Source organism: Cardinium endosymbiont of Philonthus spinipes, assembly GCF_964030745.1.
Taxonomy (GTDB): domain Bacteria; phylum Bacteroidota; class Bacteroidia; order Cytophagales; family Amoebophilaceae; genus Cardinium.
Genome location: NZ_OZ034918.1, coordinates 651,926 through 678,124, shown reverse-complemented (window position 1 = coordinate 678,124; position 26,199 = coordinate 651,926). Strand labels below are relative to the sequence as shown.

The 26,199-nt window shown below is 39.1% G+C and carries 21 protein-coding genes and 3 tRNA genes; 13 read left to right on the top strand and 11 right to left on the bottom strand.

The features are described 5' to 3' along the window. Nucleotides 1-162 precede the first annotated feature (162 nt). The 3 genes from AAHM81_RS02915 (at nt 163) to AAHM81_RS02905 (ending at nt 3,054) form a co-directional block, all read left to right on the top strand. Nucleotides 163-801 (top strand): peroxiredoxin, encoded by a 639-nt coding sequence (locus tag AAHM81_RS02915; RefSeq protein WP_342265016.1) that lies wholly within the window; start codon nt 163-165, stop codon nt 799-801. A gap of 97 nt (nt 802-898) precedes the next feature. Then, the gene (locus AAHM81_RS02910; protein ID WP_342265015.1) at nt 899-2,398 is read left to right on the top strand and encodes an Npt1/Npt2 family nucleotide transporter; all 1,500 of its coding nucleotides are present in this window, start codon (nt 899-901) and stop codon (nt 2,396-2,398) included. Between the two features lie 512 nt (nt 2,399-2,910). Next, the gene (locus AAHM81_RS02905; RefSeq protein ID WP_342265014.1) at nt 2,911-3,054 is read left to right on the top strand and encodes a hypothetical protein; all 144 of its coding nucleotides are present in this window, start codon (nt 2,911-2,913) and stop codon (nt 3,052-3,054) included. A 177-nt stretch (nt 3,055-3,231) separates the two neighbouring features. On the opposite strand, the gene AAHM81_RS02900 is transcribed toward AAHM81_RS02905, so the two are convergent. The 4 genes from AAHM81_RS02900 to mutS form a co-directional block, all read right to left on the bottom strand. Continuing rightward, nucleotides 3,232-3,567 carry a SemiSWEET family sugar transporter gene (locus AAHM81_RS02900; RefSeq protein WP_342265013.1) on the bottom strand — a complete coding sequence of 112 codons (336 nt, stop codon included), beginning with the start codon at nt 3,565-3,567 and terminating at the stop codon, nt 3,232-3,234. Continuing rightward, nucleotides 3,541-3,623 (bottom strand) — tRNA-Leu (locus AAHM81_RS02895). The genes AAHM81_RS02900 and AAHM81_RS02895 overlap by 27 nt, the downstream gene beginning before the upstream one ends. A 32-nt stretch (nt 3,624-3,655) precedes the next feature. Next, nucleotides 3,656-3,728 (bottom strand) — tRNA-Gly (locus tag AAHM81_RS02890). 71 nt (nt 3,729-3,799) lie between these two features. Next, nucleotides 3,800-6,403 (bottom strand): DNA mismatch repair protein MutS, encoded by a 2,604-nt coding sequence (mutS, locus tag AAHM81_RS02885; RefSeq protein ID WP_342265012.1) that lies wholly within the window; start codon nt 6,401-6,403, stop codon nt 3,800-3,802. Between the two features lie 236 nt (nt 6,404-6,639). Here mutS and AAHM81_RS02880 point away from each other — a divergent pair, with 236 nt between their 5' ends. The 4 genes from AAHM81_RS02880 (at nt 6,640) to AAHM81_RS02865 (ending at nt 11,045) form a co-directional block, all read left to right on the top strand. Continuing rightward, the gene (locus tag AAHM81_RS02880) at nt 6,640-8,196 is read left to right on the top strand and encodes an ankyrin repeat domain-containing protein (protein ID WP_342265011.1); all 1,557 of its coding nucleotides are present in this window, start codon (nt 6,640-6,642) and stop codon (nt 8,194-8,196) included. 309 nt (nt 8,197-8,505) lie between these two features. Next, a complete protein-coding gene (locus AAHM81_RS02875) occupies nt 8,506-9,405 on the top strand; it encodes an Rpn family recombination-promoting nuclease/putative transposase (protein ID WP_342265010.1) in 900 nt (299 codons plus the stop codon). Nucleotides 9,406-9,504: 99 nt separating this feature from the next. Further along, nucleotides 9,505-9,915, top strand: coding sequence for a hypothetical protein (locus AAHM81_RS02870; RefSeq protein ID WP_342265009.1), 411 nt, complete (start codon nt 9,505-9,507; stop codon nt 9,913-9,915). Between the two features lie 218 nt (nt 9,916-10,133). Continuing rightward, nucleotides 10,134-11,045, top strand: coding sequence for an ankyrin repeat domain-containing protein (locus AAHM81_RS02865; protein ID WP_342265008.1), 912 nt, complete (start codon nt 10,134-10,136; stop codon nt 11,043-11,045). 102 nt (nt 11,046-11,147) lie between these two features. On the opposite strand, the gene AAHM81_RS02860 is transcribed toward AAHM81_RS02865, so the two are convergent. Continuing rightward, nucleotides 11,148-11,330: a hypothetical protein gene (locus AAHM81_RS02860; protein WP_342265007.1), complete on the bottom strand. Its 183-nt coding sequence runs from the start codon at nt 11,328-11,330 to the stop codon at nt 11,148-11,150. A 305-nt stretch (nt 11,331-11,635) separates the two neighbouring features. Between AAHM81_RS02860 and AAHM81_RS02855 the strand changes: the two genes are divergently transcribed. After that, the gene (locus AAHM81_RS02855; protein ID WP_342264943.1) at nt 11,636-12,664 is read left to right on the top strand and encodes an IS5 family transposase; all 1,029 of its coding nucleotides are present in this window, start codon (nt 11,636-11,638) and stop codon (nt 12,662-12,664) included. Between the two features lie 766 nt (nt 12,665-13,430). On the opposite strand, the gene AAHM81_RS02850 is transcribed toward AAHM81_RS02855, so the two are convergent. Together AAHM81_RS02850 and rplS are read right to left on the bottom strand one after the other, a co-directional pair. Then, a tRNA-Thr gene (locus AAHM81_RS02850) sits at nt 13,431-13,503 on the bottom strand. 40 nt (nt 13,504-13,543) lie between these two features. Next, nucleotides 13,544-13,900 (bottom strand): 50S ribosomal protein L19, encoded by a 357-nt coding sequence (rplS, locus tag AAHM81_RS02845; protein ID WP_342265006.1) that lies wholly within the window; start codon nt 13,898-13,900, stop codon nt 13,544-13,546. 205 nt (nt 13,901-14,105) lie between these two features. Between rplS and lepA the strand changes: the two genes are divergently transcribed. Further along, nucleotides 14,106-15,905, top strand: coding sequence for a translation elongation factor 4 (gene lepA / locus AAHM81_RS02840; protein WP_342265005.1), 1,800 nt, complete (start codon nt 14,106-14,108; stop codon nt 15,903-15,905). 133 nt (nt 15,906-16,038) lie between these two features. After that, a complete protein-coding gene (locus tag AAHM81_RS02835; RefSeq protein ID WP_342265004.1) occupies nt 16,039-16,257 on the top strand; it encodes a hypothetical protein in 219 nt (72 codons plus the stop codon). 101 nt (nt 16,258-16,358) lie between these two features. Here AAHM81_RS02835 and nth read toward each other — a convergent pair whose 3' ends face one another. Beyond that, nucleotides 16,359-16,997 (bottom strand): endonuclease III, encoded by a 639-nt coding sequence (nth, locus tag AAHM81_RS02830; protein WP_342265003.1) that lies wholly within the window; start codon nt 16,995-16,997, stop codon nt 16,359-16,361. Nucleotides 16,998-17,051: 54 nt separating this feature from the next. Between nth and AAHM81_RS02825 the strand changes: the two genes are divergently transcribed. Continuing rightward, nucleotides 17,052-17,693: a hydrolase gene (locus AAHM81_RS02825; protein ID WP_342265002.1), complete on the top strand. Its 642-nt coding sequence runs from the start codon at nt 17,052-17,054 to the stop codon at nt 17,691-17,693. 531 nt (nt 17,694-18,224) lie between these two features. Here AAHM81_RS02825 and AAHM81_RS02820 read toward each other — a convergent pair. From AAHM81_RS02820 to secDF, 3 genes are all read right to left on the bottom strand, one after another. Further along, complete coding sequence (locus tag AAHM81_RS02820; RefSeq protein ID WP_342265001.1) at nt 18,225-19,163, bottom strand: hypothetical protein; 939 nt, start codon at nt 19,161-19,163, stop codon at nt 18,225-18,227. 252 nt (nt 19,164-19,415) lie between these two features. Next, nucleotides 19,416-20,636 carry a hypothetical protein gene (locus AAHM81_RS02815; RefSeq protein ID WP_342265000.1) on the bottom strand — a complete coding sequence of 407 codons (1,221 nt, stop codon included), beginning with the start codon at nt 20,634-20,636 and terminating at the stop codon, nt 19,416-19,418. 216 nt (nt 20,637-20,852) lie between these two features. After that, a complete protein-coding gene (gene secDF / locus AAHM81_RS02810) occupies nt 20,853-23,738 on the bottom strand; it encodes a protein translocase subunit SecDF (RefSeq protein ID WP_342264999.1) in 2,886 nt (961 codons plus the stop codon). Between the two features lie 361 nt (nt 23,739-24,099). Between secDF and mgtE the strand changes: the two genes are divergently transcribed. Together mgtE and AAHM81_RS02800 are read left to right on the top strand one after the other, a co-directional pair. Further along, nucleotides 24,100-25,575 (top strand): magnesium transporter, encoded by a 1,476-nt coding sequence (mgtE, locus tag AAHM81_RS02805; protein ID WP_342264998.1) that lies wholly within the window; start codon nt 24,100-24,102, stop codon nt 25,573-25,575. 128 nt (nt 25,576-25,703) lie between these two features. Continuing rightward, nucleotides 25,704-26,162, top strand: coding sequence for a hypothetical protein (locus AAHM81_RS02800; RefSeq protein ID WP_342264997.1), 459 nt, complete (start codon nt 25,704-25,706; stop codon nt 26,160-26,162). Nucleotides 26,163-26,199 lie beyond the last annotated feature (37 nt).

Sequence of the window (26,199 nt, the reverse complement as noted above, 5' to 3'; positions counted from 1 at the left end):
TTTTAGAAACTTTCTTATCAAGAAAAAAGTAGTATATAATGTGATTTATTAAAAAAAGTATAAATTTGCAGTGTAAGGGTTAGCCCCATTCGGGCTTCTAAGCGGAATAACGTTAGGAGCAGCAGGCGACTCGTTATATTTTAATTATTCATATACAACATCGTGCATTTATTAGGAACCAAGGCCCCTACTTTTAGGGCGCCTGCTGTCATAAGTGGTGAAAACATCGTAACAGACTTTTCACTGGAGCAGTTTTTAGGGAAACAAGAAGTACTTTTTTTCTTTTATCCAAAGGATTTTACTTTTGTCTGCCCCACTGAATTATTATCCTTTCAACAACATTTACCTCAATTCATAGAGCGTGGTGTAGCCCTGGTTGGTTGCTCCACTGACACAGAAGAAACCCACGCTGCTTGGTTGCATACACCCAAAACAAAAGGAGGTATTATGGGCGTCACCTATCCATTGGTTGCCGATACCAGTAAAACCATTGCTTCCAACTATGGTGTTTTGGCAGGAGACTGGAGCTATAATGAGCACAATCAATTGATTTTCACAGGTATTCCAGTAGCTTATCGTGGAACCTTTTTAATTGATAAAGAGGGAATCATCCGTTATATGTCCATTAATGACTTACCACTAGGTAGAAATATCAATGAAATATTGCGTGTTATTGATATGTGGCAACATGTAACCCAATTTGGAGAAGTTTGCCCAGCCAACTGGGCAAAAGGCGATATGGCCATGCAAGCTACTCCTGAGAGCGTATCCAGCTATCTAACCCTAAATACAGAACTATGAAAAGAGCATAATATTTTATAAAAACATTTTACACATCATAAAGTATCTGATTCAGTTTCAATTTTATACTTTATATCCTAACTAAATAAAAAATACAATGAGCACAAAAAAAGAATTTGGGAACATGCGTGGGAGGTTATTTCCCATTCACAAAAGTGAGCTACGTAAATTTTTACCAATGGCTTTTATATTTATTCTCATATCTTTCTGCTATGCGCTTACACGCTCCCTTAAAGATATGAATATCCTTAAGGAAGTAAACGCTACAGCTATTTACTGGTTAAAAGCAGTGGCGATTACACCCAGTATGATTTTCTTTACCATTCTTTATAGCAAAGTGAGTCTTTCTACAGGAAGGGATGGCAGGTTCAATGCAGTGATGATTTACTTTCTTGCTTTTTTTGCCCTTTCACTGTTTTTTTTACTGCCACAAAAAGAACTATTGCAGCTCAATACACTCTCACAAATGCTTGAAGCAAAGTTTCCAAGCCTTGTAGGACTGTGGGGGGCAATTTGCCATTGGCCTATCTCCCTCTTCTATATTCATGCTGAGGCTTGGGGTACTTTTGCATTAAGTGTGCTATTTTGGACCTTTGTAAATGAGATTACTTCTGTAAATCAGGCTAAAAGATTTTATAGCTTCTTAAGTATGTTTGCTGCCGTTGGAAGCATCTTAGCTGGATTCATTTTAAAGCTAGAAAGTGTGGGTAAAAACTTTGATCAAGGATTAAAGTTTGTGGTGGTAGCTATTGTTTTGATTCTGGTGGTATATAATTATTTTACTTCAGATATAAAAGCCAATCCGGCCTACTATCAAATTCAGCAAAAGCCTAAAAAAGTAAAGGTAAAAATGTCTTTCATGGATTCCATGAAGTTCCTAGCTGGCTCTAGGTATCTAATGTTGCTTTCTATACTGGTAATCGGTTACGGGTTAGTGATTGCGCTTTTTGAAGCAGTGCAAAAAGCACAAATTCAACAGTATGTGAAATTCACTGGAGACAATGCCATGTATGCAAAAATCTATGCAGAACAGCAAATTGCCGTAGGTATCATCTCTATTTTGGTAACACTGTTTCTTGCCACGCCGATGCAAAAAAGAGGATGGCGTTTTGCTGCATCTACCACACCGGTAACAGCATTGGTGATGACGGTTTTATTTTTCACTTTCCTTCGATTTGGTGATGCTTTAGATAACTTTTTAAAGGGTTTTAACCTTACTGCCTTGTACCTTGCTGTTCAAGTAGGACTTTACAATGTAGTTTTGATTAAATCAGTTAAATATGTCCTTTTTGATCCAACCAAGGAAGCAGTTTATATTCCACTAGATGAAGAAACCAAAGTACGTGGAAAAGCAGCTGTAGACGGCGTAGGCTCTCGTTTAGGTAAGAGTTTAGCATCTGTGTTGCTTACCAGCATGTCTACCTTACTAGGTGGTGGTGATATCGCCAATATTCGCACGCCCATTCTGCTAATCATTATAGCTGTGATTATACTTTGGTTGCTAGCTGTTCGCACTTTAGGAAAATTAAAAGCAGCCGCTGAAGAAAAACATGAGGCAGAGCTTGCAAATGCTGATAAAGTGTCAGTAACAAACTAAACAGATAGCCATAATTTGATACTCCCTCAAAATTAAGGTGTTAGTGGTATTTTACCATTTTACACTTTAGTAAAATTTTAGCCTTGAACCGATCTGTTTTTCAACAGATCGGTTCATTTTTTGTATCTATTCACGTCACTGGTTAATAATGAATTTTATTCCACTTTTTTCTTGATAAAAAAGTGGGCAAAAAATCAAGCCCTCGGCAAAAAGTTCCGGAACCCATCCCTTACAGATGGAAAAACAGAAGTCGCCCGCTACGCGGGCTTCAAAGGAATCTGTTTTTCCTAATCATCTGCAAGGGATGGGTTCTATTTCGAAACTTTTTACAGGGGCATTTTACTACTATGGCCATAGCGTTGAACGCATACCATTTTTTTTACTGCACACCAATTTTTTGTATCTATTCACGTCACTGGTTAATAATGAATTGTATTCCACTTTTTTCTTGATAAAAAAGTGGGCAAAAAATCAAGCCCTCGGCAAAAAGTTCCGGAACCCATCCCTTACAGATGGAAAAACAGAAGTCGCCCGCTGCGCGGGCTTCAAAGGAATCTGTTTTTCCCAATCATCTGCAAGGGGTGGCTTCTATTTCGAAACTTTTTACAGGGGCATTTTATCACTATGGCCATAGTGTTGAACAGATACTTTTCTAATCCGCTAAAAAACATATCGCTCAGCTGTTCGTGTTTTACTAGAGCGCCATTTTTTATCGAAGGAGATAAGGAGCTGATAATTGGTCAGCCATTTCTTTTTTCAGAAAAACGTAGCCATAGTGATGAATGAATACGGCAGAAAAGTAAATTTTCCTTTGAAGCCCGCGCATCGGGCGACTAATGCTCAATTGAGTTATATTTCCATTTAAGCCCCACCATAATCAAAGATCCCAAGGTGAGCAACAGGTTGGTAAGCAGCAATGGCCGATCAGCAGTCATTGCGCCATAAAGGGTCCAGCTAATCGAGGAAACCGTTAGGTTCAAGAGCATCAACATGGAAACATCATGAACAGATTTGGTTCTATAGGACTGTATAATCTGTGGAAGCAGGGAAAGTACTGCTGTAGATGAGCCTATGCATGCCACAACATCTAAAAAGGAAATAGCGCAAACGCCCATCGGTACAACCAGAAAAAATTTGATGAGTACCAGGAGCGGGGATCGAACCCGCATGGCCTAAGGCCACAAGATTTTAAGTCTTGCGTGTATACCAATTCCACCATCCTGGCAAGGCATTTAGGCTACCCGAACAGACCAAACGAGCGAGAAACGGGACTCGAACCCGCGACCCCGACCTTGGCAAGGTCGTGCTCTACCAACTGAGCTATTCTCGCTTATAAGCTACACAATAAGCCCAATTTACTTAAAGATTCTTTTTTTTCAAAATTACCATTCACTTTTATAGCTAATCTTTAAAACTTTTAACCATATTTTTAAGGTCATTTAACTTTACTAAAGCTTCTACTGGAGCAAGGGTATCGATATCAATAGCCTCTAAGAGCGCTATAAGGTTACTTCCCGCTTCACTTGGAGCAAAAAGTTTAAGCTGGTATTCCGCTGTAGGTAATGGTTCTACCTTTGCATGCATTTTGCCCCCCACTTGCGATAGATGGGCCAATACGGCTCTAGCCCTTTCCACAATTATAGCGGGCATACCAGCCATTTGGGCCACATGAATGCCAAAGCTATGCTCACTCCCTCCAGCCACCAATTTATGTAGAAATAGAATCTTTCGGTCTATTTCTTGCACCGCTACATTAAAGTTTTTAACCCTAGGGAGCTCTTTTGCTAGTTCATTTAGCTCATGGTAGTGGGTAGCAAAAAGTGTTTTAGCTCTATATTGGGGATGATTGTGTAAATATTCTACCAATGCCCAGGCAATAGAAATGCCATCATAGGTACTGGTACCTCGTCCGATCTCATCCATCAATACGAGGCTACGGTCACTAAGGTTGTGCATAATACTGGCTGTTTCAGTCATCTCCATCATAAAAGTAGATTCCCCTTGGGCCAAGTTATCCGATGCACCTACTCGTGTAAATATTTTATCTACCACACCAATATGGGCCGAGGCAGCGGGCACAAAAGAACCCATTTGTGCCATTAATACTGTAAGCGCAACCTGACGCAATAGGGCTGATTTACCAGCCATATTAGGCCCTGTAATCACAATGATTTGTTGTGCGGACGGATCTAAACAAATATCATTAGGCATATAGGTTTTGTCTATGGGCAATCGCTGCTCAATAACAGGATGGCGGCTTCCTTTGAGATTCAGCAGCGTACCGTCATCTATCATAGGCTTGCTATACTGATGTTCAGCGGCCTGTTTGGCAAAGGAAAGGTAACAATCTAGTTGTGCAACATACTTTGCATTTTCCTGAATCTGTGGAATAAATTCTACCGCTTCGGCTACCAACGCTTGATAGAGTTGTTGCTCCAGCAACTGTGCCGCTTCACCTGCATGGAGGATCTGCTCTTCATATTGTTTTAATGCTTGCGTGATGTACCGTTCTGCACCAGCTAGGGTTTGTTTGCGCATCCAATCTGCAGGTACTTTGTTTTTATGGGCATTGGGTACCTCGAGGTAATAGCCAAACACACGGTTGTAAGAGACCTTTAAGGATGGAATATTGGTCCGCTTGCTCTCCTGTTGTTGGAGCTGGACCAAATAATCTTTGCCTTCGTAAATGATCTTATGGAATCCATCCAACTGCTCATCTACATGCGGACGAATGAGTCCTCCCTGGTGGAAGGATATCGGGGGATCATCCTGAAGGGTATGACGAATACGCTCCACCAAAGCGGCACATCCATGGAGTTGTGCATGCAATTTTTGCAACAAAGGACACTTAACCGCTTGCAACGCTGTTTGGACAGCTTGCACCTGTTCCAATGCCCTTTTTAAGGCGACCATCTCCCGTGGATTTACCCTGCTGGAAGCCACCTTAGCAATCAGTCGTTCTAAGTCACCTATTTGTTGCAAATAGCCGACCAATAATGTAGCCAATGGGGTATCCTGCACAAGGTATTCCACTATATTGAGTCGTTCTTGAATCGGTTTAACTTTTTTAAGTGGAAACAGTAACCATTTTTTAAGTAGCCGTGCTCCCATGGGGGTAACCGTTCTATCCAATATCTCAATCAGCGGGGTGCCTCCTACCTGCTGGGGAACCAGCAGTTCCAAGGCTTTAACGGTAAATTGGTCCAGCCAGATATAGTGATGCTCCTCTAGGCGGGCAATGGAACGAATGTGTTGAATGGCTTTATGTTCTGTTTCAGATAAGTAGTGTAAAACCACACCTGCTGCTACAATAGCCGCAGTGTAGTCTGCGATGCCAAACCCCTTTAGCGAATGGGTTCCAAAATGGCTATTCAGCAAGCCATAGGCATAGTCAAACTGAAACACCCACTCATCTAGGGCATAAGTATGCGCCACACCCTGCGCAAAGTCATTCCATGCAGTTTGCTGTTTTTTGCTAAAAACCACTTCAACCGGCCCCAAATGGTGCAACACCTTCTGCATATAATCAGCGGCCCCTTGGGCTACAAAGAACTCCCCCGTAGAAAGATCCAAAAAAGCCATACCCAGCAATGTTTTATCAAAAAAAATAGATGCCAAGTAATTATTAGCCCTTTTATCCAAAACCGCTTCATGAAAAGAGAGGCCAGGAGTGACCAATTCCGTAACCCCCCTTTGTACAATACCCTTAGCCTGCTTAGGATCTTCCAATTGATCACAAATCGCCACACGGTAGCCCGCTTTCACCAATTTAGGCAGATACAAATCCAAAGAATGGTGGGGGAAACCAGCCAGTTCCACACTAGCAGCCGATCCATTCGCCCGCTTGGTAAGCGCAATATCCAGCACCTTACTGGTGGTAACCGCATCTTCCAAAAAAGTTTCGTAAAAATCACCCACACGAAACAGCAGCAATGCTCCAGGATATTTTTCCTTAATAGCCAAATACTGCCGCATCAATGGCGTAGGTTCAACTGGTTTTGACATAGCCATATAAATATTGTACTTTAGGGACTTAAAAGTAAGGAATTTGGTCCAGATGCAAAGACACTAAAACCAAATTGGCAACAGACCTCTTACGAAATCTACCATAAGATGTAAAAACATTCAACACAATTTAGCTTTTTTAGCATGGATTGCTTATAATGTAATGAAGGCCTCCCTCCGTTTAAAAAAAACGAGGAAACCAATGATCTATTAAAAAATCAATCAAAGAAATTTATATGAAATACTTTAATGTAAATGGTAAACGATCGAGTCTATTGGCAAAAGGGATTGCGGTGTTGTCGTTATCGGTTGTTTTGCAAGGCGCGGAGGGCTGCCGCGGGTGGAACCAACGCGGAGCAGCGTATTATGTGGCAATGACGCCAATTGAAACTTTCCCTGACAAGCTAAAAGAAAAGTTCGAAAAGGGGAGTACCGCTATTTTTAAGGATAAAACTGGGCGGAGCCTACTCTACGTTCTGGTAGAGAACAAGGAGGATACGAAATTGTTAATGTTTTTAAAGTTCTATAACGATAATAAACAAGATACAAATTTTAAGGGAAATTTTAAAAAAGCACTCAACGCAATTGACCCAAAAAGTCAAAAAACACCCATTGGAATATCTATAGAGAAAGGTTATGAATTCGGATTTGACCTTTTAATTACCCAAGAAGGCATTCATATTAATAAAGCAGGGACGCCACAAGGAAAAAACCCTACCTCGATTTTATCAGCGCTTGCACATAAGCAACTCAAAATGGTTACCAAATTGTTAAGTACAATAGCTGTTGATGAGATTAATATCACGGTTATAGATCCAATTTCAGGTAATACAGTCTTACATTTGGCCATTGAAAATAAGTGGGAGAATATAGCACTTGAATTTATTAATCGGTTATTTAATAAGCAGGAGTATGGGCTATTATCTACAAAAAATAAAACCAATGAGGACACAGCTCTGCATTTAGCGGTAAGACACAAACAAAAAGCTGTACAAGAAAAATTAATTCAATGCATTGAAAAAGTTTTGGATTCTCAAAGTCCTACTCATGAGAGTTTTAAGGACAAATCGCTAGAATTTTTATTTGCACAAAATAAAGATGGGAAAACAGCATTGCATTCAGCTATGAAGTATAAACAAGGATACATACAAGGTAAATTAATTGAGCTAGCTTTGCAGCATAACCAAAAAGAGAAGCTATGGATAAAGGATAATAAAGGCAGATCTGCCATAGATATAGGCATCCTATATGACCAGTCAAATGTACCCAAATTGATCAAGGAATTACCTCTAGAAAAAATAGACCAAAAGTTAGTACATACAATTGTTTCTCACAATAAGGAAGAGGCATTTAAAGCAATATTGGACCGTCTAAGCGTACTAGCTAAGGAAGATAAAGATAACGTACAGGGCAAGCTAAAGGAACTTTTTGGGTCACCAACTGCAGGTAAGAAATCTATGTGGGAGTATATCTACTTATCCAAACTTAGTACAGAACCCGCTATTACTGGCACTAATATTAAAATGTTTAAGGACGCTATAGAAGTTATAAAGAGTATCCTACCACAAAAGGAGTGGCAGGATATCGAGAAAGTTATTTTAAACAAAATTAAGGAACGAGAAGTTACACCTAGGATAAAAGGCGGAATTAGTACGCAATACGCTACTAAATTGCGCAACATAATAAAGTCAACATCATCAGTACCATCAGTACCGTCAAGACCCCTTCCTGATCAAAAGGAAGCTGAGTCAACTGAGCACTCTACCCAGTTACAAAAAGCCCAAGCTGGTTAAGTAGCAGAAAAAAGTCCTTAATAATTAAGCTGAAAGTACAGGTAGCAAGTTTACCTCTGTGTAATCCCGTTATCTGCGCTTTCAGCTTTCTCCTTGCCTATTTTAGGCTTCTAGTAGGTTATAGTGCTGCTCTTTAACATTGACCGTAGATTCCATAAGGTCAACTTTATATATGCTACTTCTTGCTTTATCAAAAGGTATGGCTAAATAAAATAGCGCATCCAATCAAATGCTGAAAAAAAATATCTATCTTGCATTGCGGGCCACGCCCATGCATTTGGCATTACGTCGAAAAGAATGGAATAAGCTATGGAAAAAATTACCCCTAAAATAGATTTAGCGTTCAAAAAAATCTTTGGTGTAGAAGAAAATAAGGATCTACTGATTTCCTTAATAAATGCTACTGTTTTACCAGAAGATCAAGTGGTAGATCTTACTCTATTGAACCCCTATAACCCAAAAAATTTTAGAAGTGATAAGCTATCTATATTAGATATAAAAGCAGTAGGTGAAACAGGAAAAAGGTTTAATATAGAGATCCAAATCTCTGATGAAGCAGATTACGACAAACGCGCATTATATTACTGGGCCAAGTTATATACAGAGCAACTAAAAGCTTCTCAGACCTATTCCAGTTTACACAAAGCAATAGGCATTCATATTCTTAATTTTACTTCTATACCGCATAGTAACAAATATCACAATATATTTCATATCACAGAACAAGAGAGCGGCCTACCCTACTTTACAGACCTAGAATTGCATACCATAGAGCTGATTAAATTCAGTAACGATCCTAATGAAGATCTAAAAACATTATTGACAAAGATAAAAAACGCACTAGACATTTGGACTGCTTTTCTTACCCGAAACGACCTCCTCAACAAAGATAACTTACCTGAACCCTTGAATAACGACAGCCTAAAAAAGGCATTGCATGTTTTAGAGACCATGAACTTTACCGATGAGGAAAGAATGGCTTATGAAGACCACTTGAAATGGTGGAGAATAGAAGCAAATACACTAGAGAAAGCCAGAAATGAAGGTAAGCTAGAGGGCAAACTAGAGGGCAAACTAGAAGGAAAGCTAGAGGGAGAAAGGGATAAAGCCCTTGCTATAGCTAAGGCTATGCTGCTAAAGGGTTACCCTATAGATGACATAGCTGCACTTACTGGTTTGTCTCGATCTCAAATCGAATATTTTGCATAGAGCGTTTTGGGATTAGGTTGCGAAAGAGATCCATTGAAAAAAATTATTTAGATATACTAAATTAGCTAAAGATCAAATTAATAAATTAAAACAATCAGTATGTTTGATTTTATAGAAACAGGTAGGGGCATACAAATACTTTATCAGTATGCTGAACAAGAAATAGTAGAATCAGATTTCTTTGATTTACCAGCAGAAGGTTATCAACAATTATCTGAAATAGAACAAGAGCAAAAATGGTACATGATAAATCCTGAAAAGCTGAACAAAAATTATATAGAAGAAAGAGCTTATTTAATTGTAAATGAAAGAGAAAAATATATTTTATTAAGAGCAGTAAAGTTTATTAATAGCGTTTCTGAAAAAGTTGATTCCTCTTTTTTAGAGAAATTACTTTATGCGAAACATTGTATTCCTGATTGCTTTTCCTCTACATCTAGAAAAACTAAAAACAGCGATTCTCGTATGATACAATTGTATCCTCCGCACCCATCTGGTGATAAAAATTAATTCATCAAGCAGCTTACAAGCGGACGAGAAAATCAGCTTGATGGATTTAAGGAGCATATAAAACACCTGCTTTGATTTTAAGCTCAAAATTTGTTTTTTTGAATATTATTTAATAGTATTACAAATAGTTGTTCTAAGCATAACAGACAAAAAATCATAGTTAGTTTATAGTAAAAAATCACAATCTACACAGACCATTCTACACAGAGCATATCACGATGTTTAAGGAAATAAGAAAATTAAAGAGGCATACCAAGCGGCATTCCTTTTTGGTACAAGGAACGACTATTTTATCTTTATTAGCTGTTTTGCACGCATATACTTGTAGAGGAGGGGCTGCTAGGCTATTGGATATGCAGACGTCAGATTTCATGGCAATGCAACCAAGTCCACAGAATTTCCAGGTAATAGTAGATAATACGACAGATATTAGCCTATTAGTTCCAAGCAAAGACAAGCATAAACCGCGTTCCTTGCTATACGCTACAGTACTTTCCGGAATTTTAGAAAAGGTGAAAATTGTTTTACAACGTTTGGTTAATGATACAGAGAGAAATATAAAACATAAAAATGAGAATTTTCAAAATTTACCTGACGAATCAAGCGGTAAAACACCTCTTACCAAATCTATAGAAATGGGAGATATTCTAATAGTTAGCGCCTTAGTATCAAGTACACACATTGACGTTACTAGTGTAGATAACGAAAAAAGAAGCCCGCTACATATGGCTGCTATTTGCAATAGAGAACAAGCATTTAGCCTAATATGGAATAAACTATTGACTCAAGATCCAACCAAGACTCAAGATCAAAACAAGGATGCGGCTCGTCAAAGCCTCTTTCAAAAAGATAAAAAAGACCATTCTGTATTTGCATCTGCCTATCTACCAGAGCCAGGACTTTTCGGGTCTAATGCTAACCTTAAAATGTTTAAATATATCCTAGGTATTGTAAAAGAGAGCTTACAAGAAACTGATTTCAAGGAAATTGATAAGGAAATAGGAACGCTACAGCATAAAAAGGAGATAGGCAACAAATATGCTGGTAAATTGCGAAATGAAATAAGCTTAATACAACATCCACCTACACCAACTCAGAATAAAAAACCGGAAACAGAGGCAAAAAAGTAAATAGCTAACCAAATACCAGCCCCCGCGTCTCCTTCGATAAAAAATGGCCCTCTAGTAAAACACTAACAGCTGAACGATATGGGTATGCGTTCAACGCTATAGTCATAGTAGTAAAATGCCCCAACTTTTTGCCCAGGGCTTGAGTTTTCGTATCTGTTCAACACTATGGCCATAGTGATAAAATGCCCCTGTAAAAAGTTTCGAAATAGAAGCCACCCCTTGCAGATGATTGGGAAAAACAGATTCCTTTGAAGCCCGCGCAGCGGGCGACTTCTGTTTTTCCATCTGTAAGGGGTGGCTTCCGGAACTTTTTGCCGAGGGCTTGATTTTTTGTCCACTTTTTTATCAAGAAAAAAGTGGAATACAATTCATTATTAACCAGTGACGTGAATAGATACGAGTTTTCGTCCACTTTTTTCTTGATAAAGAAGTGGACGAAAATTCGATATTAACATATCGAGGCCGTTGCAATAGACCTTTACGATTTGCCATAAAAAGTATCTTTTTATTTTTTAGAAGAAGGTAAAAAAAGGTTAAATTCTATTGATTTTTTTAGGTATTGATGCTTAAAACTTTTAATAATATTGTGTATGTCGCTCAAGCAAACTAAGCAATTAAGTTTTTCAGATATTTCCGCCAATAAGCGTAAGTGCAAACACACTTTCTTTGATCAAATCAACAAGCTAGTTAATTGGTCAGTAGTAGAAAAAGCACTCCGATTACATTATCCTAAAGGTTTACGTTTATCAGGCAAACCGGCCTATAGTCCTCTGCTTCTATTCAAAATGCTATTGCTACAGACGTGGTATGGCTTGAGCGACTATGCAGTCGAAGAAGAAGTGAATGATCGTATCACTTTTAGCAGATTTTGTGGTATTTCGATGGATAGTTCTGTTCCAGATCATAGTGTACTAAGTAGATTTAGAACTACCCTTACAGAGAAGAATGCTTTAGAAAAGTTATTGCATATCATTAATAATCAGCTATCTGATCATGGTGTATTGGTTCAAAACGGTTCAGCAGCTGTAGATGCTTCTATTACCCCTACCCCTAGACGCCCTAAAGGTAAAAAAAGCTACGATCTGCATGAAGATGGAACCATAACCACAGCTGAAAGTTATCAAAAAGGAGTAGATCCAGAAGCAAGTTGGATAAAAAAAGGCCATCATCTCTACTATGGCTATAAGCGGCATGTTCTTGTGGAAAGCAAAGAGGGGTTGGTGCTAGCCGTAGGTACCACAAAAGCATCTAGTCATGATAGTGGGCATTTACAGGTATTATTGGATAAAGTAAGGCTAAAATCAGGCAGCAGACTCTATGCAGATAAAGGCTATAGCGGGTCGCCCAACGAAAATTTACTAAAGAAAAAGAAGTTAAAATCAGCTATTCAGAAAAAAGGGGCTAGAAACAATCCTTTATCACCCACTGCTAAACGGTTTAATAAATTAGTATCTAAAACGCGCTATAAAGTAGAACGGGTATTTGGAAGTATTAAAAGTTGGTTCCGTAGCTCAGGAGCCAGATATATAGGCCTTGCTAAAACCCATACGCAACATGTTATGGAGGCAATAGCCTATAACTTATATAGGTCCCCAAACATCATATTAAGAGGTATCTAGGGGAATGGTGTGTCCAAAATAGATTGAAAATGACTAAAAAATCAGTAAATAAATAGTTTTATACCACTATAACATCAAATATGGCAAGGAAATAACCCTGGAAGATTAATCAAAATTATACCTTCAACCTATCACAACGGCCTCATATCGATTCAGCTATTTACTATCGGACCAGACTTTTTATCGAAGGAGATAAACATAACTCATCATTTTACATACCCATGACCTTAATCGTCCTATTAATGATACTAGTCTCCATAGTACTCCAGACAAGGATACAAAAGAGTGGTTAGACAGTTTGCCCAATACAATTTTTTTTAAATGGTTAAAACGGGAAATAAATAATGCGCCAAATAGCCAATTATGTGTGAAGTTTCAACAGAAACGCTACAAAAAGTGATTTATAAAAATATAAAATTATAGTAGATTATGTGGGATGATGGACAATAAAACTCGTAAGATTAACGGGCATAAGATAATGTGCTGGGATAGTACACGAGCCTATTTTTCCATAGCCTAACCTGCCTAAAATGGAAAAGAAAAATGTCTCACTTCTGTTAAAGTATCACACGTTGGATTAGATGCATTGAACAAATATACGTATCTATTCACACCTGTGGCTCGGCCCATTATCTCCTTCGATAAACAGTCTGGCCCGATAAGTAAATAGCTGAAAAATGAATTTTTGTCCACTTATTTGTTAATAAACAAAGTGGACAAAAATTCAAGCCCTCGGTAAAAAATGGAAAATTTTAAGCAGCACAAGTGCCCCCTGCCGGAATCGAACCAGCAACCTACTGATTACAAATCAGTTGCTCTGCCAGTTGAGCTAAGGAGGCAACTCAAGAAATGTAAGAAAAAAAATGGAATATAAATGGCTTATCTAAGCTCCTTAATACGTGCAGCCTTACCTTGCTTACCCCTTAGATAAAAAATTCTGGCCCTTCGCACAGCACCCTTTCGGTTTACTTCTATTTTTTCAATATTAGGACAAAGTAAAGGAAAAATACGCTCTACACCAACCCCTTTGGATACTTTGCGTACCGTAAAGGTTTCTCCATTGGTATTGGGGTGCCTACGTTGAATAACTGCTCCTTGAAATTGTTGAATACGCACTTTGTTCCCTTCTTGTATTTTAACATGCACATTGATGGTGTCTCCAGCCTTGAAAGAGGGAAATGAGCGGGCTGGTTGAGGGTTGCACACCGCCTCAACATATTTTATTAAATTATTCATAACTGGATTAGAAAATTACACAAAAGTTAATGCAAAGATAATACTATTTTTTAAATTCCGTACCTTGTACCATTGGTAAATAACAGACGGCTTTCCAAGCCTATTTATTATAGTACGCAATTTTTAGGAGCAACGTAATCGGGCACCACAACATACTAGATGTATGCGAATTATAATTTAATATATAGATACTTAATTAAGTTTAATGAAAAATATTCGAAATTTTTGCATCATTGCACACATTGATCATGGCAAAAGCACCTTAGCAGATCGTTTATTAGAAACAACAAAAACGGTGGGCATACGTGATCAAAAAAATCAAGTGCTTGATAACATGGATTTGGAACGTGAACGTGGGATCACAATCAAAAGCCATGCGATCCAAATGGGCTATACCTACGATGGCGCTCCCTATCTACTCAACTTAATTGATACCCCTGGCCACGTAGACTTTACCTATGAGGTTTCTCGCTCTATTGCTGCATGTGAGGGAGCCCTGTTGGTTGTTGACGCCGCACAGGGGGTAGAAGCACAAACCATCTCCAATCTATATTTGGCCTTAGAGCAAAACCTTACCATTATCCCTGTATTGAACAAGATTGATTTGCCAGGGGCAAGACCAGAAGAAGTAAAGGATCAAATCGTGGAGCTGATAGGCTGTGATCGAGATGGGATTATTGCTGCGAGCGCCAAACAGGGTATTGGGATTGATCTCCTGCTCGAGGCTATAGTGACCCGTATACCTGCCCCTACAGGGGATAGTCAGGCGCCACTGCAAGCGATGATTTTTGATTCGTTGTATAATACTTTTCGTGGTGTGGAGGTCTATTTTCGCATTTTTAATGGAACGATTAAGCCTGGAGATCAGATTCAATGCATTAGCACAGGGCTAGATTATAGGGTAGAAGAGATTGGTATTTTAAAATTGCAACAAATCCCCAAACCTTTTTTAGAAGCGGGTCATGTGGGCTATATGATTGCTGGGATTAAAAATGCAAGTGAAATAAAAGTAGGGGATACGATTACCCATATAGATAGGGCTGGAAAACCGACAGGGGCAATGATAAAGGGCTTTGAAGAGGTGAAGCCTATGGTTTTTGCCGGCATCTATCCGGTAGATACTACTGAGTATGAGTCGCTACGAGATGCTATGGAAAAGTTAAAATTAAATGATGCTTCATTAATTTGGGAACCAGAAACCTCTGCTGCTTTGGGTTTTGGCTTTCGATGTGGTTTCTTAGGCATGCTCCATATGGAGATTATACAGGAGCGCCTGGAAAAAGAGTTTAATATCACCATTATCACTACTGTTCCGTCGGTACAATTTCATGTAATAGACCCAAAAGGTCAACGGATAGATGTGCAAGCACCTGCGGATATGCCTGCTCCTAATGCCATTGAGCGCATTGAGGAGCCTTTGATCAAAGCACAAATTATTACAAAATCAGAATTTGTGGGTGGTATTATGAAGCTTTGTATGGATAGAAGGGGGGTCTTTAAAAACCAGGTCTACTTAACAGCTGACCGTGTAGAACTTACTTTTGAGTTGCCTTTAGCAGAAGTGGTTTTTGACTTTTTTGATAAACTCAAAACCATTTCGCGTGGTTACGCCTCCTTAGATTATGAACTATCTAGGTTTGCCAATGCCGATCTGGTAAAACTAGATATTCTATTACACAACGAAAAAGTAGACGCTCTTTCGGCTATTGTACATAGATCAAATGCCTATGAACGGGGAAAGGTCTTATGTAAAAAGCTTAAAGAAATCATTCCTAGGCATATGTTTGAGGTAAGCATTCAAGCAGCTATTGGCACAAAGGTCATTGCCAGAGAAACGGTAAAGTCATTGCGAAAAAATGTGATTGCCAAATGTTATGGTGGTGATATTTCACGCAAGAGAAAACTTTTAGAAAAACAAAAAAAGGGTAAAAAGCGGATGCGGCAAGTAGGTTCAGTAGAAGTGCCACAGGAGGCTTTTATGGCGGTGTTAAAGTTGGATGATTGATGAGCTACGGAAATTGTTTCATACACTTTATTCATATACTTTTACACTTACTATTGCTGGTATACTAAAGTTAGTATTGGCTATTGAGTTAATCGACCCAAAATACTAAAGTATTTTATAAAATGATCTGATTATGAAATACATAACTTTATCTATTAAGGACAATAAATATCAACCTTTTATAGAATTCATAAAAACGCTTGACTTTGTCAAAGTAGAGGATCATGAAGGTGCTAAAAGGGCTACTTTAACAAAGTTTAAAAATGCATTAGAAGAGGTTAAATTGTTTCGACAAGGCAAATTGAACATGATCTCTGAACAAGATTTTGTAAAAGAACTCAATGGGCTATAGTATTATATTTTCTTTCAGCTTTAACAATGAGGTTAAACCTTTAATAAAAAAATATCCTTCATTGAAGCAGGAGATTATAAATATGATGCTTCATCTGGCACCTACTCTTTGAAATTTTCTTGATAGTAGGCGCAATGTGTTTGAATGGGACAAATGCTGCAGTTAGGTTTTCTTGCTTTGCAAATATATCTACCATGTAGGATAAGCCAATGATGGGCGTGCCTGCGCCACTTTTGATCTATAATCTCTAATAGTTCACTCTCTACTTTTTGGGGCGTTGTGCCTTTTGCTAGGCCAATTCTTTTGGCTACTCTAAATACATGGGTGTCTACCGCAATGGTTGGCTCGTTAAATAAGGTGTTGAGGATTACATTGGCTGTTTTTCTACCTACGCCTGGTAGTTGTAAAAGTGATTCAAAGTTGTTGGGTATATGGCCGTCATAATGGGTGATCAATCGCTTACATAAGGAGATGATATTTTTAGCTTTGTGGTTAAACAATCCAATGGATTTTATATATTTTTTCAACCCTTCTTCTCCAAGGCATACCATTTTTTCGGGTGTATCACACTGCTCAAACAAAGGTTTGGTTGCTATATTTACCGATATATCAGTGGCTTGTGCAGATAATATTACCGCTACTAATAAGGTAAATGCATTGGTATAGACCAGTTCTGTGGTAGGGTTTTGATTTTTATTGCTTAAAATCTCAAAAATTTTATCAACTATTGGTTTTTCCATGATATATTGATGAGCACGAGTTGTGGACAAGTTTACAATAATAGCAGATCAATAATGAGCAATTTAATACATCCTGAGGTACATAGTAAAATGCTACCCGCAAAAAAGTTAGTAGTATTATTACATGGTGTCGGCTCTAATGGGCATGATTTAATCAAATTGGTTCCATATATCCAAGATGATTTACCGGACTGCCATTTTATGGCGCCACATGGGGTAGAGCCATATGATATGGCTGCTCATGGGCGGCAATGGTTTAGCCTGCAAGATCGAACGCCCTATGTGATGAAAAGGTTATTGGGCAGTAATGTAGCATCGGTTACAGAGATCATTAAACAAAAACAAATGGGGCTCAATCTTACCAATAAAGATACTATTCTGATTGGCTTCTCACAGGGGGCTATGCTGGCTATCTATTTAACACTTATACAGACGGAGCCTTTCTTATCTACTATAGGATTTTCTGGGCTATTGATAGCCCCTCCGCAACCCATCAATACGACTACACCTATTTGTTTGATTCATGGCATGTTAGATACTGTAGTTGCGGTAGGTGCTGTAGACCATGCGATAGCTTATTTAGCTGAGCAAAAGGTACCATGTAGTGGGCATAAACTCAAGAACCTTGCTCATTCGATAGACAACCAGGGTTTAGCCATTGCTGTTGACTTTATCCAAAAAAGTGGTGTGATATAGATACCATAGTATCTATTCACCACTGTGGCAGAAAATACGTTTTTTCTAGCTTTTCACGAGTATCCATTCATCACTGTGATTACGTTTTTCTGAAAAAGCAAATAGCTGACCAAGTACCCGCCCCGCGTCTCCTTCGATAAAAAGTATGGCCCGATAGTAAATAGTTGAATCGATATGTTTTTCAGCGGGAAAATCGTGAACTCAGCCCGCAAGCGGGCTTCAAACAGACGATTTTCTAATCCACTGAAAAACATATCGCTCAGCTGTTAGTCCTTTACTAGAGCGCCATTTTTTTATCGAAGGAGAGGCAGGGCTGATAGTGGGTTAGCCATTTACAAGGAGTGGGGCCACAACTTTTTTCCGAGGGCATACCCGTTCACGGCTATGGCAGGAAACTCGTTTTTCCAACTTTGTACGAAAACTTTAAAACAAAATTGTGCATTTATGCAAAACAACTTCCCTAAAGCTATACCTAAAACAGATCGGAAAGAACATCTCTTCCACAGTCATGAACGGATCCCCCGAAGGGATCTACCTACTATTGGAATTACGGTTTTCACACTCCTGCAATTTTTCCTCTAATATTTCATTCGTGCTTTTTAATTCTTCATTCTCTTTTGCTAATGCTTTATTCTTGTTTACCTGGTTACATCGGTCTAGTCCTAGATATAGCTTTTCGCACAAACTCTTGAAACGACTATTTCCCTCTGCATGCAGAATCCAGTTTTTCAACTGACTCAGTACAGTCATGCCCCATATATTAGGTATAGAGGGATCCGCACTTGTATTGTCTGCACATGCAATGCCCCCTATCTTTACAACATTCTCGGCTGTTTTTGGGTCGGGGCACTCTTGGTATGCTTGACTTCCTTTTATCATTAGATAACTGCACACTTCTTGTAGTTGATGTGCTATTGTATGCACCAATGTGTTACCCACCATATCCTGGTAATTCCAGTTTATTTCTCCCTTGCTCTGCATCTCTTCGACGCTATCCACATCTGCCTTGTATATCGCGCTCCGCACCCTATTTGCCCTATCCCATTGTTGTTCTCCCATTTGTAGGTCATTAAGAGCAGGAACTTCCCGTTTTGCAATATCTTTCTCGCCCTCATTACTCCCCCATTGTTGTTCTCCCACTTGTAGGTCATTAAGAGCAGGAACTTCCCGTTTTGCAATATCTTTCTCGCCCTCATTACTCCCCCATTGTTGTTCTCCCACTTGTAGGTCATTAAGAATGGATTGTGTTTTTATCGAATCCATGTTTGAGCTAAAGCCGTTTGTTATCCCAGAACTGTCTTGATTAAGTTGCAACGTACCAAGACTATTGGCAGGCACTACATTATTATTACTCACAGCTAGCCCGCTGTTCATACCTAATGTTTGTCTTGTGTGTACACAGGAAGATAAAGTGTTTAAACTGAGCACTCCAATGAGCAAAGCTCCTTTATAGCATGTATGTTTTTTCATAATATTTATCTTTTTTTAAGTTTAGTTATCTAATCACTATTAAGCAGCATTGCCATAATACATATGGCGCTATCTGGTTTAGTTAATCCAGAATGCTTAATTGTGTTGCAATGGGGTTGAGACAATGGTTGTCCATTTATCCACTTCCCCTTTATTCATAAACTACAAAAAAACAAACTCATAGTCAACTAAAAGTGGTTGAAAAGCCTAATGCGTATCAGGAGATCTATTTGGGGGAAGGTGCGGAATGCTTTATTGGGCATTATTCTTTTTACATAAAGAATCCAAATATATTTTGGTAATGGGTTTGATCATACCCAATGAAAGTAAAGAACACAAAACACATCCCACAAATGGAGGCGCTATACCCCATACAGCGGGAAGGAGGATCCAAGATGGTATCAACGTACCAATGCCATAAGCAAAAGATTTGACCACTGCATCCCCCACTAAAATCACGTGGGCCAGTTTATCTTTTTGCGTTAACGCTTGCCCTATAATTGCAATAGCTGTTCTAAGTAAGTAAAGGCCCATGCCATATAATAAGGCAGTTGCCTGAAGGTAGCCTGGTTGCCTGACATAAAAAGCCACAATCGAAGCTAATACGATACAAATAGGGCTAATATTAAAAAAGCCAACGATCCACCTAGGCCTTCTTTTTAAGATCCATGAACCACATATGCCACTTACAATGAAACCTAAGTGCATCATACTGATGCTGTAGCTATGTAATGCTGCATTGACTTGACTATTTCCATTTGCCATTCTTGCTACCAAAATGGGCAAACTGACCGTATAGGCTATAATGGCTATATAGCTTACCAAACGAAAGCTGGTCATACGTACTAGCCCAGGGTTTTGAATGATTTCCTTAAAGCCTGTTAACATACCAGATGGTTGTCGTAACATTTCTTTTGCGCCAAGATCTCGGAATAGCTTCCAGGGTATGATACGCAAGATGTAGATAAGGCTGCAAAGCAACAAAAGCATTTTCAATCCGATAGTGGCCAGTAGGTTTTTTGCTGCTATGGGCGCTAATACATTAAAACACTGTAAAAAAATTTGAAAAGTCGAAAAAAAGAAAGGTTTGTCATGCGCCCCTATTTGCCTATTGATAAAAGCAAGACCATTGGAATGTTCAATACTCATAATGCAAGCAAGCGCCCATAATGTAATGGTGCAGGCACGTAGATTTACATCATTATAGGCCGATAAGATCAACAAAGTTGATGTTGCGCATAAAAGTGCACCTATACCTATCGTATAGGAGGAAAAACGTTTGAAAAAAAAACCTCCGATTAACCCAGCAAAACCAATTCCTAATAAACTGGCTGGCTCCAAATAAGCTGCAGAAATGCCGCTGGTATCTTTTTCAAATAAAGTGATGGAAAAGCCAATCATTAGAATAGTGGGTACCATACTACCCAGCCCATTTAAGACCATGTAAATAGGAATAATACGTTTCGTCTTCATAGATATACCAAATTTTATTTGCGTTATGATCGCTACAATAGGCCGCTTTTTAAAATTGAATTGCTCATGACAATTTTGGGGCGCGCTTATGCTCCTAGCATACAGCTAAGGATGCTGGCCACTACGCTGCTCCTGAAAATTACGCACCACAAATAGGTTTCGAAAGCGGTCTATTGTAGGCTATTGCGTTTATCGATTTTGGTGTTTGATGCCTGTCTACTGCTTGTCAGTAGCAAGTTTACGACCAAAATCTGCTAAAAGAGGGGCTGCAATGCAGATAGAAGAATAAGTGCCAAACAATACACCTAATAATAATGCAAAAGAGAAGTTCCGTAATGCTTCCCCTCCAAAAAAGAAGAGCACAGCAACAGTTAGTAATGTTGTAAAGGAGGTGATAACCGTTCTGCTTAATGTTTCTCCAATCGCATCATTAATCATGCCCCTGGATATATCCGCAGCCTTACCAGCTACTCTTTCCCTTATACGGTCAAAGATAACCACTGTATCATTTATGGAATAACCAATCACTGTGAGCATAGCAGCTAAGAATACTTCATTCACTTCATAGCTTATGCCTAAAGCACGTGCTATACTAAACCCAGCTATGACAGCTAAAGCATCATGTATAAGCGCTATTACAGCTGCTAAACCAAATCCCCATCTTCTAAAGCGCAATGCAATGTAAACAAATATACCCAATATGGCAAGTGCCATTGATTTTTTTGCACTTTTTTGGACATCATGTGCCACGGTAGCACTCACTTTGGTACTGCTTGTAATATGAAAATCATTATTAGCTGCAACCTGATTATTTCCTTTCAATTGTGTGCACGCTTTCAAGGCAGTAACCAGCTTATTGCGAATCTTTTCATCGGATGTAGCCTTATCCTCATTATGCAAATAGCTGGTAGTGATTTGCATCACATTATTGGCACCATAGGTACGCACCGCTACTCCTTGTTGAAGTTGTGCAGATAGGCCATCTTTAAGTAGCGAAGCATCTATAGGTTGAGCAAAGTGGACAGTATAGGAACGACCACCCGCAAAATCCACTCCCAAAGCAAGTCCTTTACAGTGGTAAAAATAGCAAGCACCCACTGCTATAAATGCTAAAGAGCATGCGTAAAAACGGTAACGATGCTTAATAAAATCAATCTGTACCTTTTTAAAAAGCATAGGTATAAATGGATAAGAAAAGGTTAAGTTTGGGGTGCGGCACCGCTCCATTAAGCAGCAAAAAATCAACCTTGTAATAAATATCGAAGCAAATATAGAGCTGATGATACCGATCATTAAGATCAGGGCAAAGCTACGAACTGGCCCTTGCCCTAGGTAATAGAGTATGGCTCCAGTAAGAAAGGTAGTAATATTGGCATCAAAAATAGAGCTATATGACTTGGCATACCCACGCTGAATGGCTTCTTTGATATGGACTTTTTGTGCCAGTTCTTCTCGTATCCGTTCAAATATCAAAACATTGGCATCGATCGACATACCAATTGTCAAGACTAGGCCAGCAATACCGGGCAGGGTTAAGGTAGCATCTAGTTCTGCTAAAATGCCTACAATAAAGAGTAAATTAAATAAGAGCGCTACATTGGCTATAATGCCCCCTTTGGCATAATAGATGCACATAAAAAGCAATACCAGGCCTAAACCTACTGCTGTGGCCATGAGCCCTTGGTTTTGGGCCATCTTACCTAAACTTGGCCCCATAATGGCTTCTTCAACAATTCTAAGCGGCGCTGGCAAAGAGCCTGTTGCCAGTACGCTGGCTAGGTCTTTTGCTTCTTCTACAGTAAAATGGCCAGATATCTGCGAGTCGCCATTTGGAATTTCTTGATGGACGGCTGGTGCGGAATAAACCCGATCATCTAGCGCTATTGCTATACGTTTGCCAATATGATCTGCCGTAATGCGCCTCCAGGCTTGTGCCCCTTTTTGATTCATTTTTAACGTTACAGCTGGTTTGCCATTTTCGGAAAAGGTTTGGGCCGCGTAGGTAATAATGTCTCCTTCTAAAAGGGGTTGATGCGGCTTGGGCTGGTTGATTGCATAAAGGGCAACTGCCTGGCTGCCATCGCTTAGCATTTGTGCTTTTTTTTCCCACATCCAAGTAATCCCTTTAGGCAATAACGCTTTAACTTTCTTGCTAGATAAGATGGCCTCTATTTGGTTCATTTCTTCAGACGCATAGGCTAATGCATAAGGGAAAGGGGCTTTGCAAAGCCTTTTGAGTATGGATTCCGTAGGCATGCGTTCCATTTTTTCTGCATCTGTAAGCCCTTTTGGCAATTTAGCTGCTATGGTTTCCCTTTCTTTTTTTAGCAAAAGGTTGTTTGCAGCCTCTAGCGCTGAACCATAAGTACTGGCTTCTGCTACTGACCAAAAACGCAATTGCGCCACACCCTGCAGCAATTTTCTAACCCGTTCCGGATGGGTAACACCTGGTAGCGCTATTTGAATCCTTTCACTTCCAGGTAGTTTTTGAATACTGGTTTGTGTAGCGCCAAAGCGATCTAACCGGGCTCCTATGATGGTAAGTGAACAATCCAATGCATGTGCAATTTCTTGGTCAATTGCCTTTATAACATCACCCTCACTGGCAAAATGGTAAGTCCCTACTCCAGCAGTAGCAAAAAGCTCTACCAAATTTCCCTTTGGCGCAAGCTTTGTATAGGTAGCTACAAAAAGCTTTCCAAAAGAGGTTGTGTTACCTTTTTCCCGTTCTTGTTGCGCCGATTGAAGGGCTGCTAAAAAATCAGCATCTGTAGAATAGGCAGCCAATCTTTTTACAAGTTCCACAGGAACAAGCTCCATGGTTACATGCATACCACCTTGCAGATCTAGCCCTAGTTTAAGCGAACGTTCTTTTACCTCTTCGTAGGTATAGACCCCGCCAAGCAGATTATAAACAGGCTTTTTCCACATATTCCTTAAATAAGCCTGGCTTTTATCAAAGTCTATTCTGCCCTGTTGATCCATTGACTGTTGTGCCGCTTGGCGCTGCACTCGATAGTCTACAAAGGTAAAAGAAAGATAGTAGAGCGAGAGTAAAGTAGTAACAATGGTTAGAAAAAGGACTATTTTTTTAGATTTCATTGGCTTTAAAGGGCTTTATATGGATTAGGGCAAATATATTTTCTTTCGTTTATTAAACCAAATTACAATGGCAGCCTTCTGGTGCACAAAAGGGGGCTCCATACAAAAACTTTTTGCAGAGACTTGCTTTTTACCTGCTTATTTGATCCAATCAATGGAAAGATAAAAATTTCTTTCTATTCCATAATAATTGGGTATAGATTTAGGGCTACTTATTGGTAATTTACTTCAGATTCTCTTAAATTTACTTTTCGTTAAGCCTTCTTCTTGACTCTACTTGTGGCTAGAATATGTGGGGGCTATGTTTTAGTCTGAAAACTATATCTTTTTTGTTCATGGTAGCAAACCCTTGGCTGCGTTCATGCTTTTAGGGTTTTTCAAATCTATTTTCTCATCTAGGCTTGCTGAGCATGGTTATACCATATGGAACCAAAAAACTACGATTATGAAACTAAAAGGGGAAAATAAGTTTTTTAAGTGGATGCGCTTGCTCAAGCAGCAGCAGGAGAAGCGGTTGGCCTATTATTTGGAGCGTGCATCGCCCATAGAGGTGGCCAGTTTCTTAGAAGCGCAGTCTTGTGAGTTGGTTATCAAAATATTTAGAGCCTTGTCTATTGCCAAACAAGGAGAAATATTTGCCTTACTGAATGATAATGCTTTGCAGATGCAAATCTACCATAGTATCCCTAAAAGTAGCTTTGCAAAGATTTTTTCCTGTATGCCTTCTGATTTGCGGGTGGATTTTTACCAGCGATTGAGTAGTAAGGAGCATGCTCATTTATTACCCTATTTAAGCAGAAAGGTTCGAGAAGATGTGATTATGCTCAATGCCTATTTACCAGATACGGCAGGAGGTATTATGAATACAGACTTTGCGACGGTTTTAAATTCAATGACTGTACAAGAAGCGATCGCTAAAATCCGTGAGGATGCCCCTTCAAAAAAGATGCTGTACTATATCTATGTAGTAGATGAAAAGATGAAGTTGGTTGGCTTTATTTCTTTAAAGGATTTGGTCATGCGCTCTCCTGAAGAGAAAATAGAGACTATTCTCAATGTAAACTTTGTCTATGCTACGGTAGATGAAGACCAGGAAGTTGTGGCCAAAAAAATTGAACAATATGATTTGGTAGCCATTCCTATTCTCAATCAAGAAGAACAAATTGTAGGTATTGTCAGTTATGACGATGCCATAGATATTATCAGAGCTGAACAAGTTGAGGATATGGATAAATTTATGGGTATTACTTCAGAAGAAGATGCACCAGACTATCTCAAGGTATCCAGCCTACAACATCTTAAGAAAAGAATCAAATGGATCGTAGTCGTATTTATGGCCAGTATTGTGGGCCACGCCTTTACCCATTCCAAAAGCGCTTTTTTCACCCCCTTTAATCTGATTTTCTACTTGAGTATGATTACGGACACAGGAGGCAATGTAGGCAGTCAAGTGGCTTCAGTAGTATTGCAAGCATTGAACCGCGGCCAAGTAACGTTGGCTGATTGGGCCAGGATTATTTTAAAGGAATTGAGGATTGCCATTATGTTGGCTTCTGTTTTGTTTTTTCTTGCATATATTAAAGTGTTTTTTACCTCCAGTCTGGATCCAGAGACCAACAGGCACTATCAGGTGATGTTTGTAGTGGCACTGAGTATTGTTTTACAAGTTATTTTTTCTGCTTTTATAGGAGCGGCTTTTCCGTTGGCTGCTAAGTATTTTAATGGAGATCCTGCAGTAGCGGCCAATCCTGCGATTAATACAACTGTAGAACTATTGGGCGTGATTATTTATTATGTTGTAATCTGTTGGATCATTAATCCAGTTGGTAGCTGTTAGCCTGCTGCAAAAGGTAAGCTATGGAAGGAGGTTTAAAATTTTTAGGAACATTATACAATACAATAAATAATATACAATGGTAGTTATAGTATGCTACTACTTTTTGCGTAGTTTTCGCACTATATGAAATGATTATCAGACTAATTGGTTTAATTAAATACTGGACTTTTCTAATTGCATTGGGCTTTTCTTTTACCTCATGTATAGGGGGCAATTCGGAAGATATACGCTTGGTACGGGATGATTTGCTTGCTCCGCTCATGGATATATCTGCTTATATTACGGGAGAACAAAAAGAGGTAGATGATAATGGCAATATACTTGGTGTAACACCTTGTGAAAAAAATTATGCAAAGGCACATGAACTATTCTTAGAGGTACTCAAGAAGTTAAAAGAATACCCATCTATTATAAGGTATCCGATTGCAAGCAGCCTATTAAAGGAACTTCAGGCAATATTAAATGAGCTCAAACAGGATATAGCAAATCTTCCTGATGGCCAGGAAAAAAATCAGTTTGAACGAGAATATACGCAGTTATATGACTGTATATCTTCTTTAATAATGGCCCAAAAAAATGAGTCATAAAGATCCACTGCCGGTCATAGGCCAGCAGGCTAGTGGT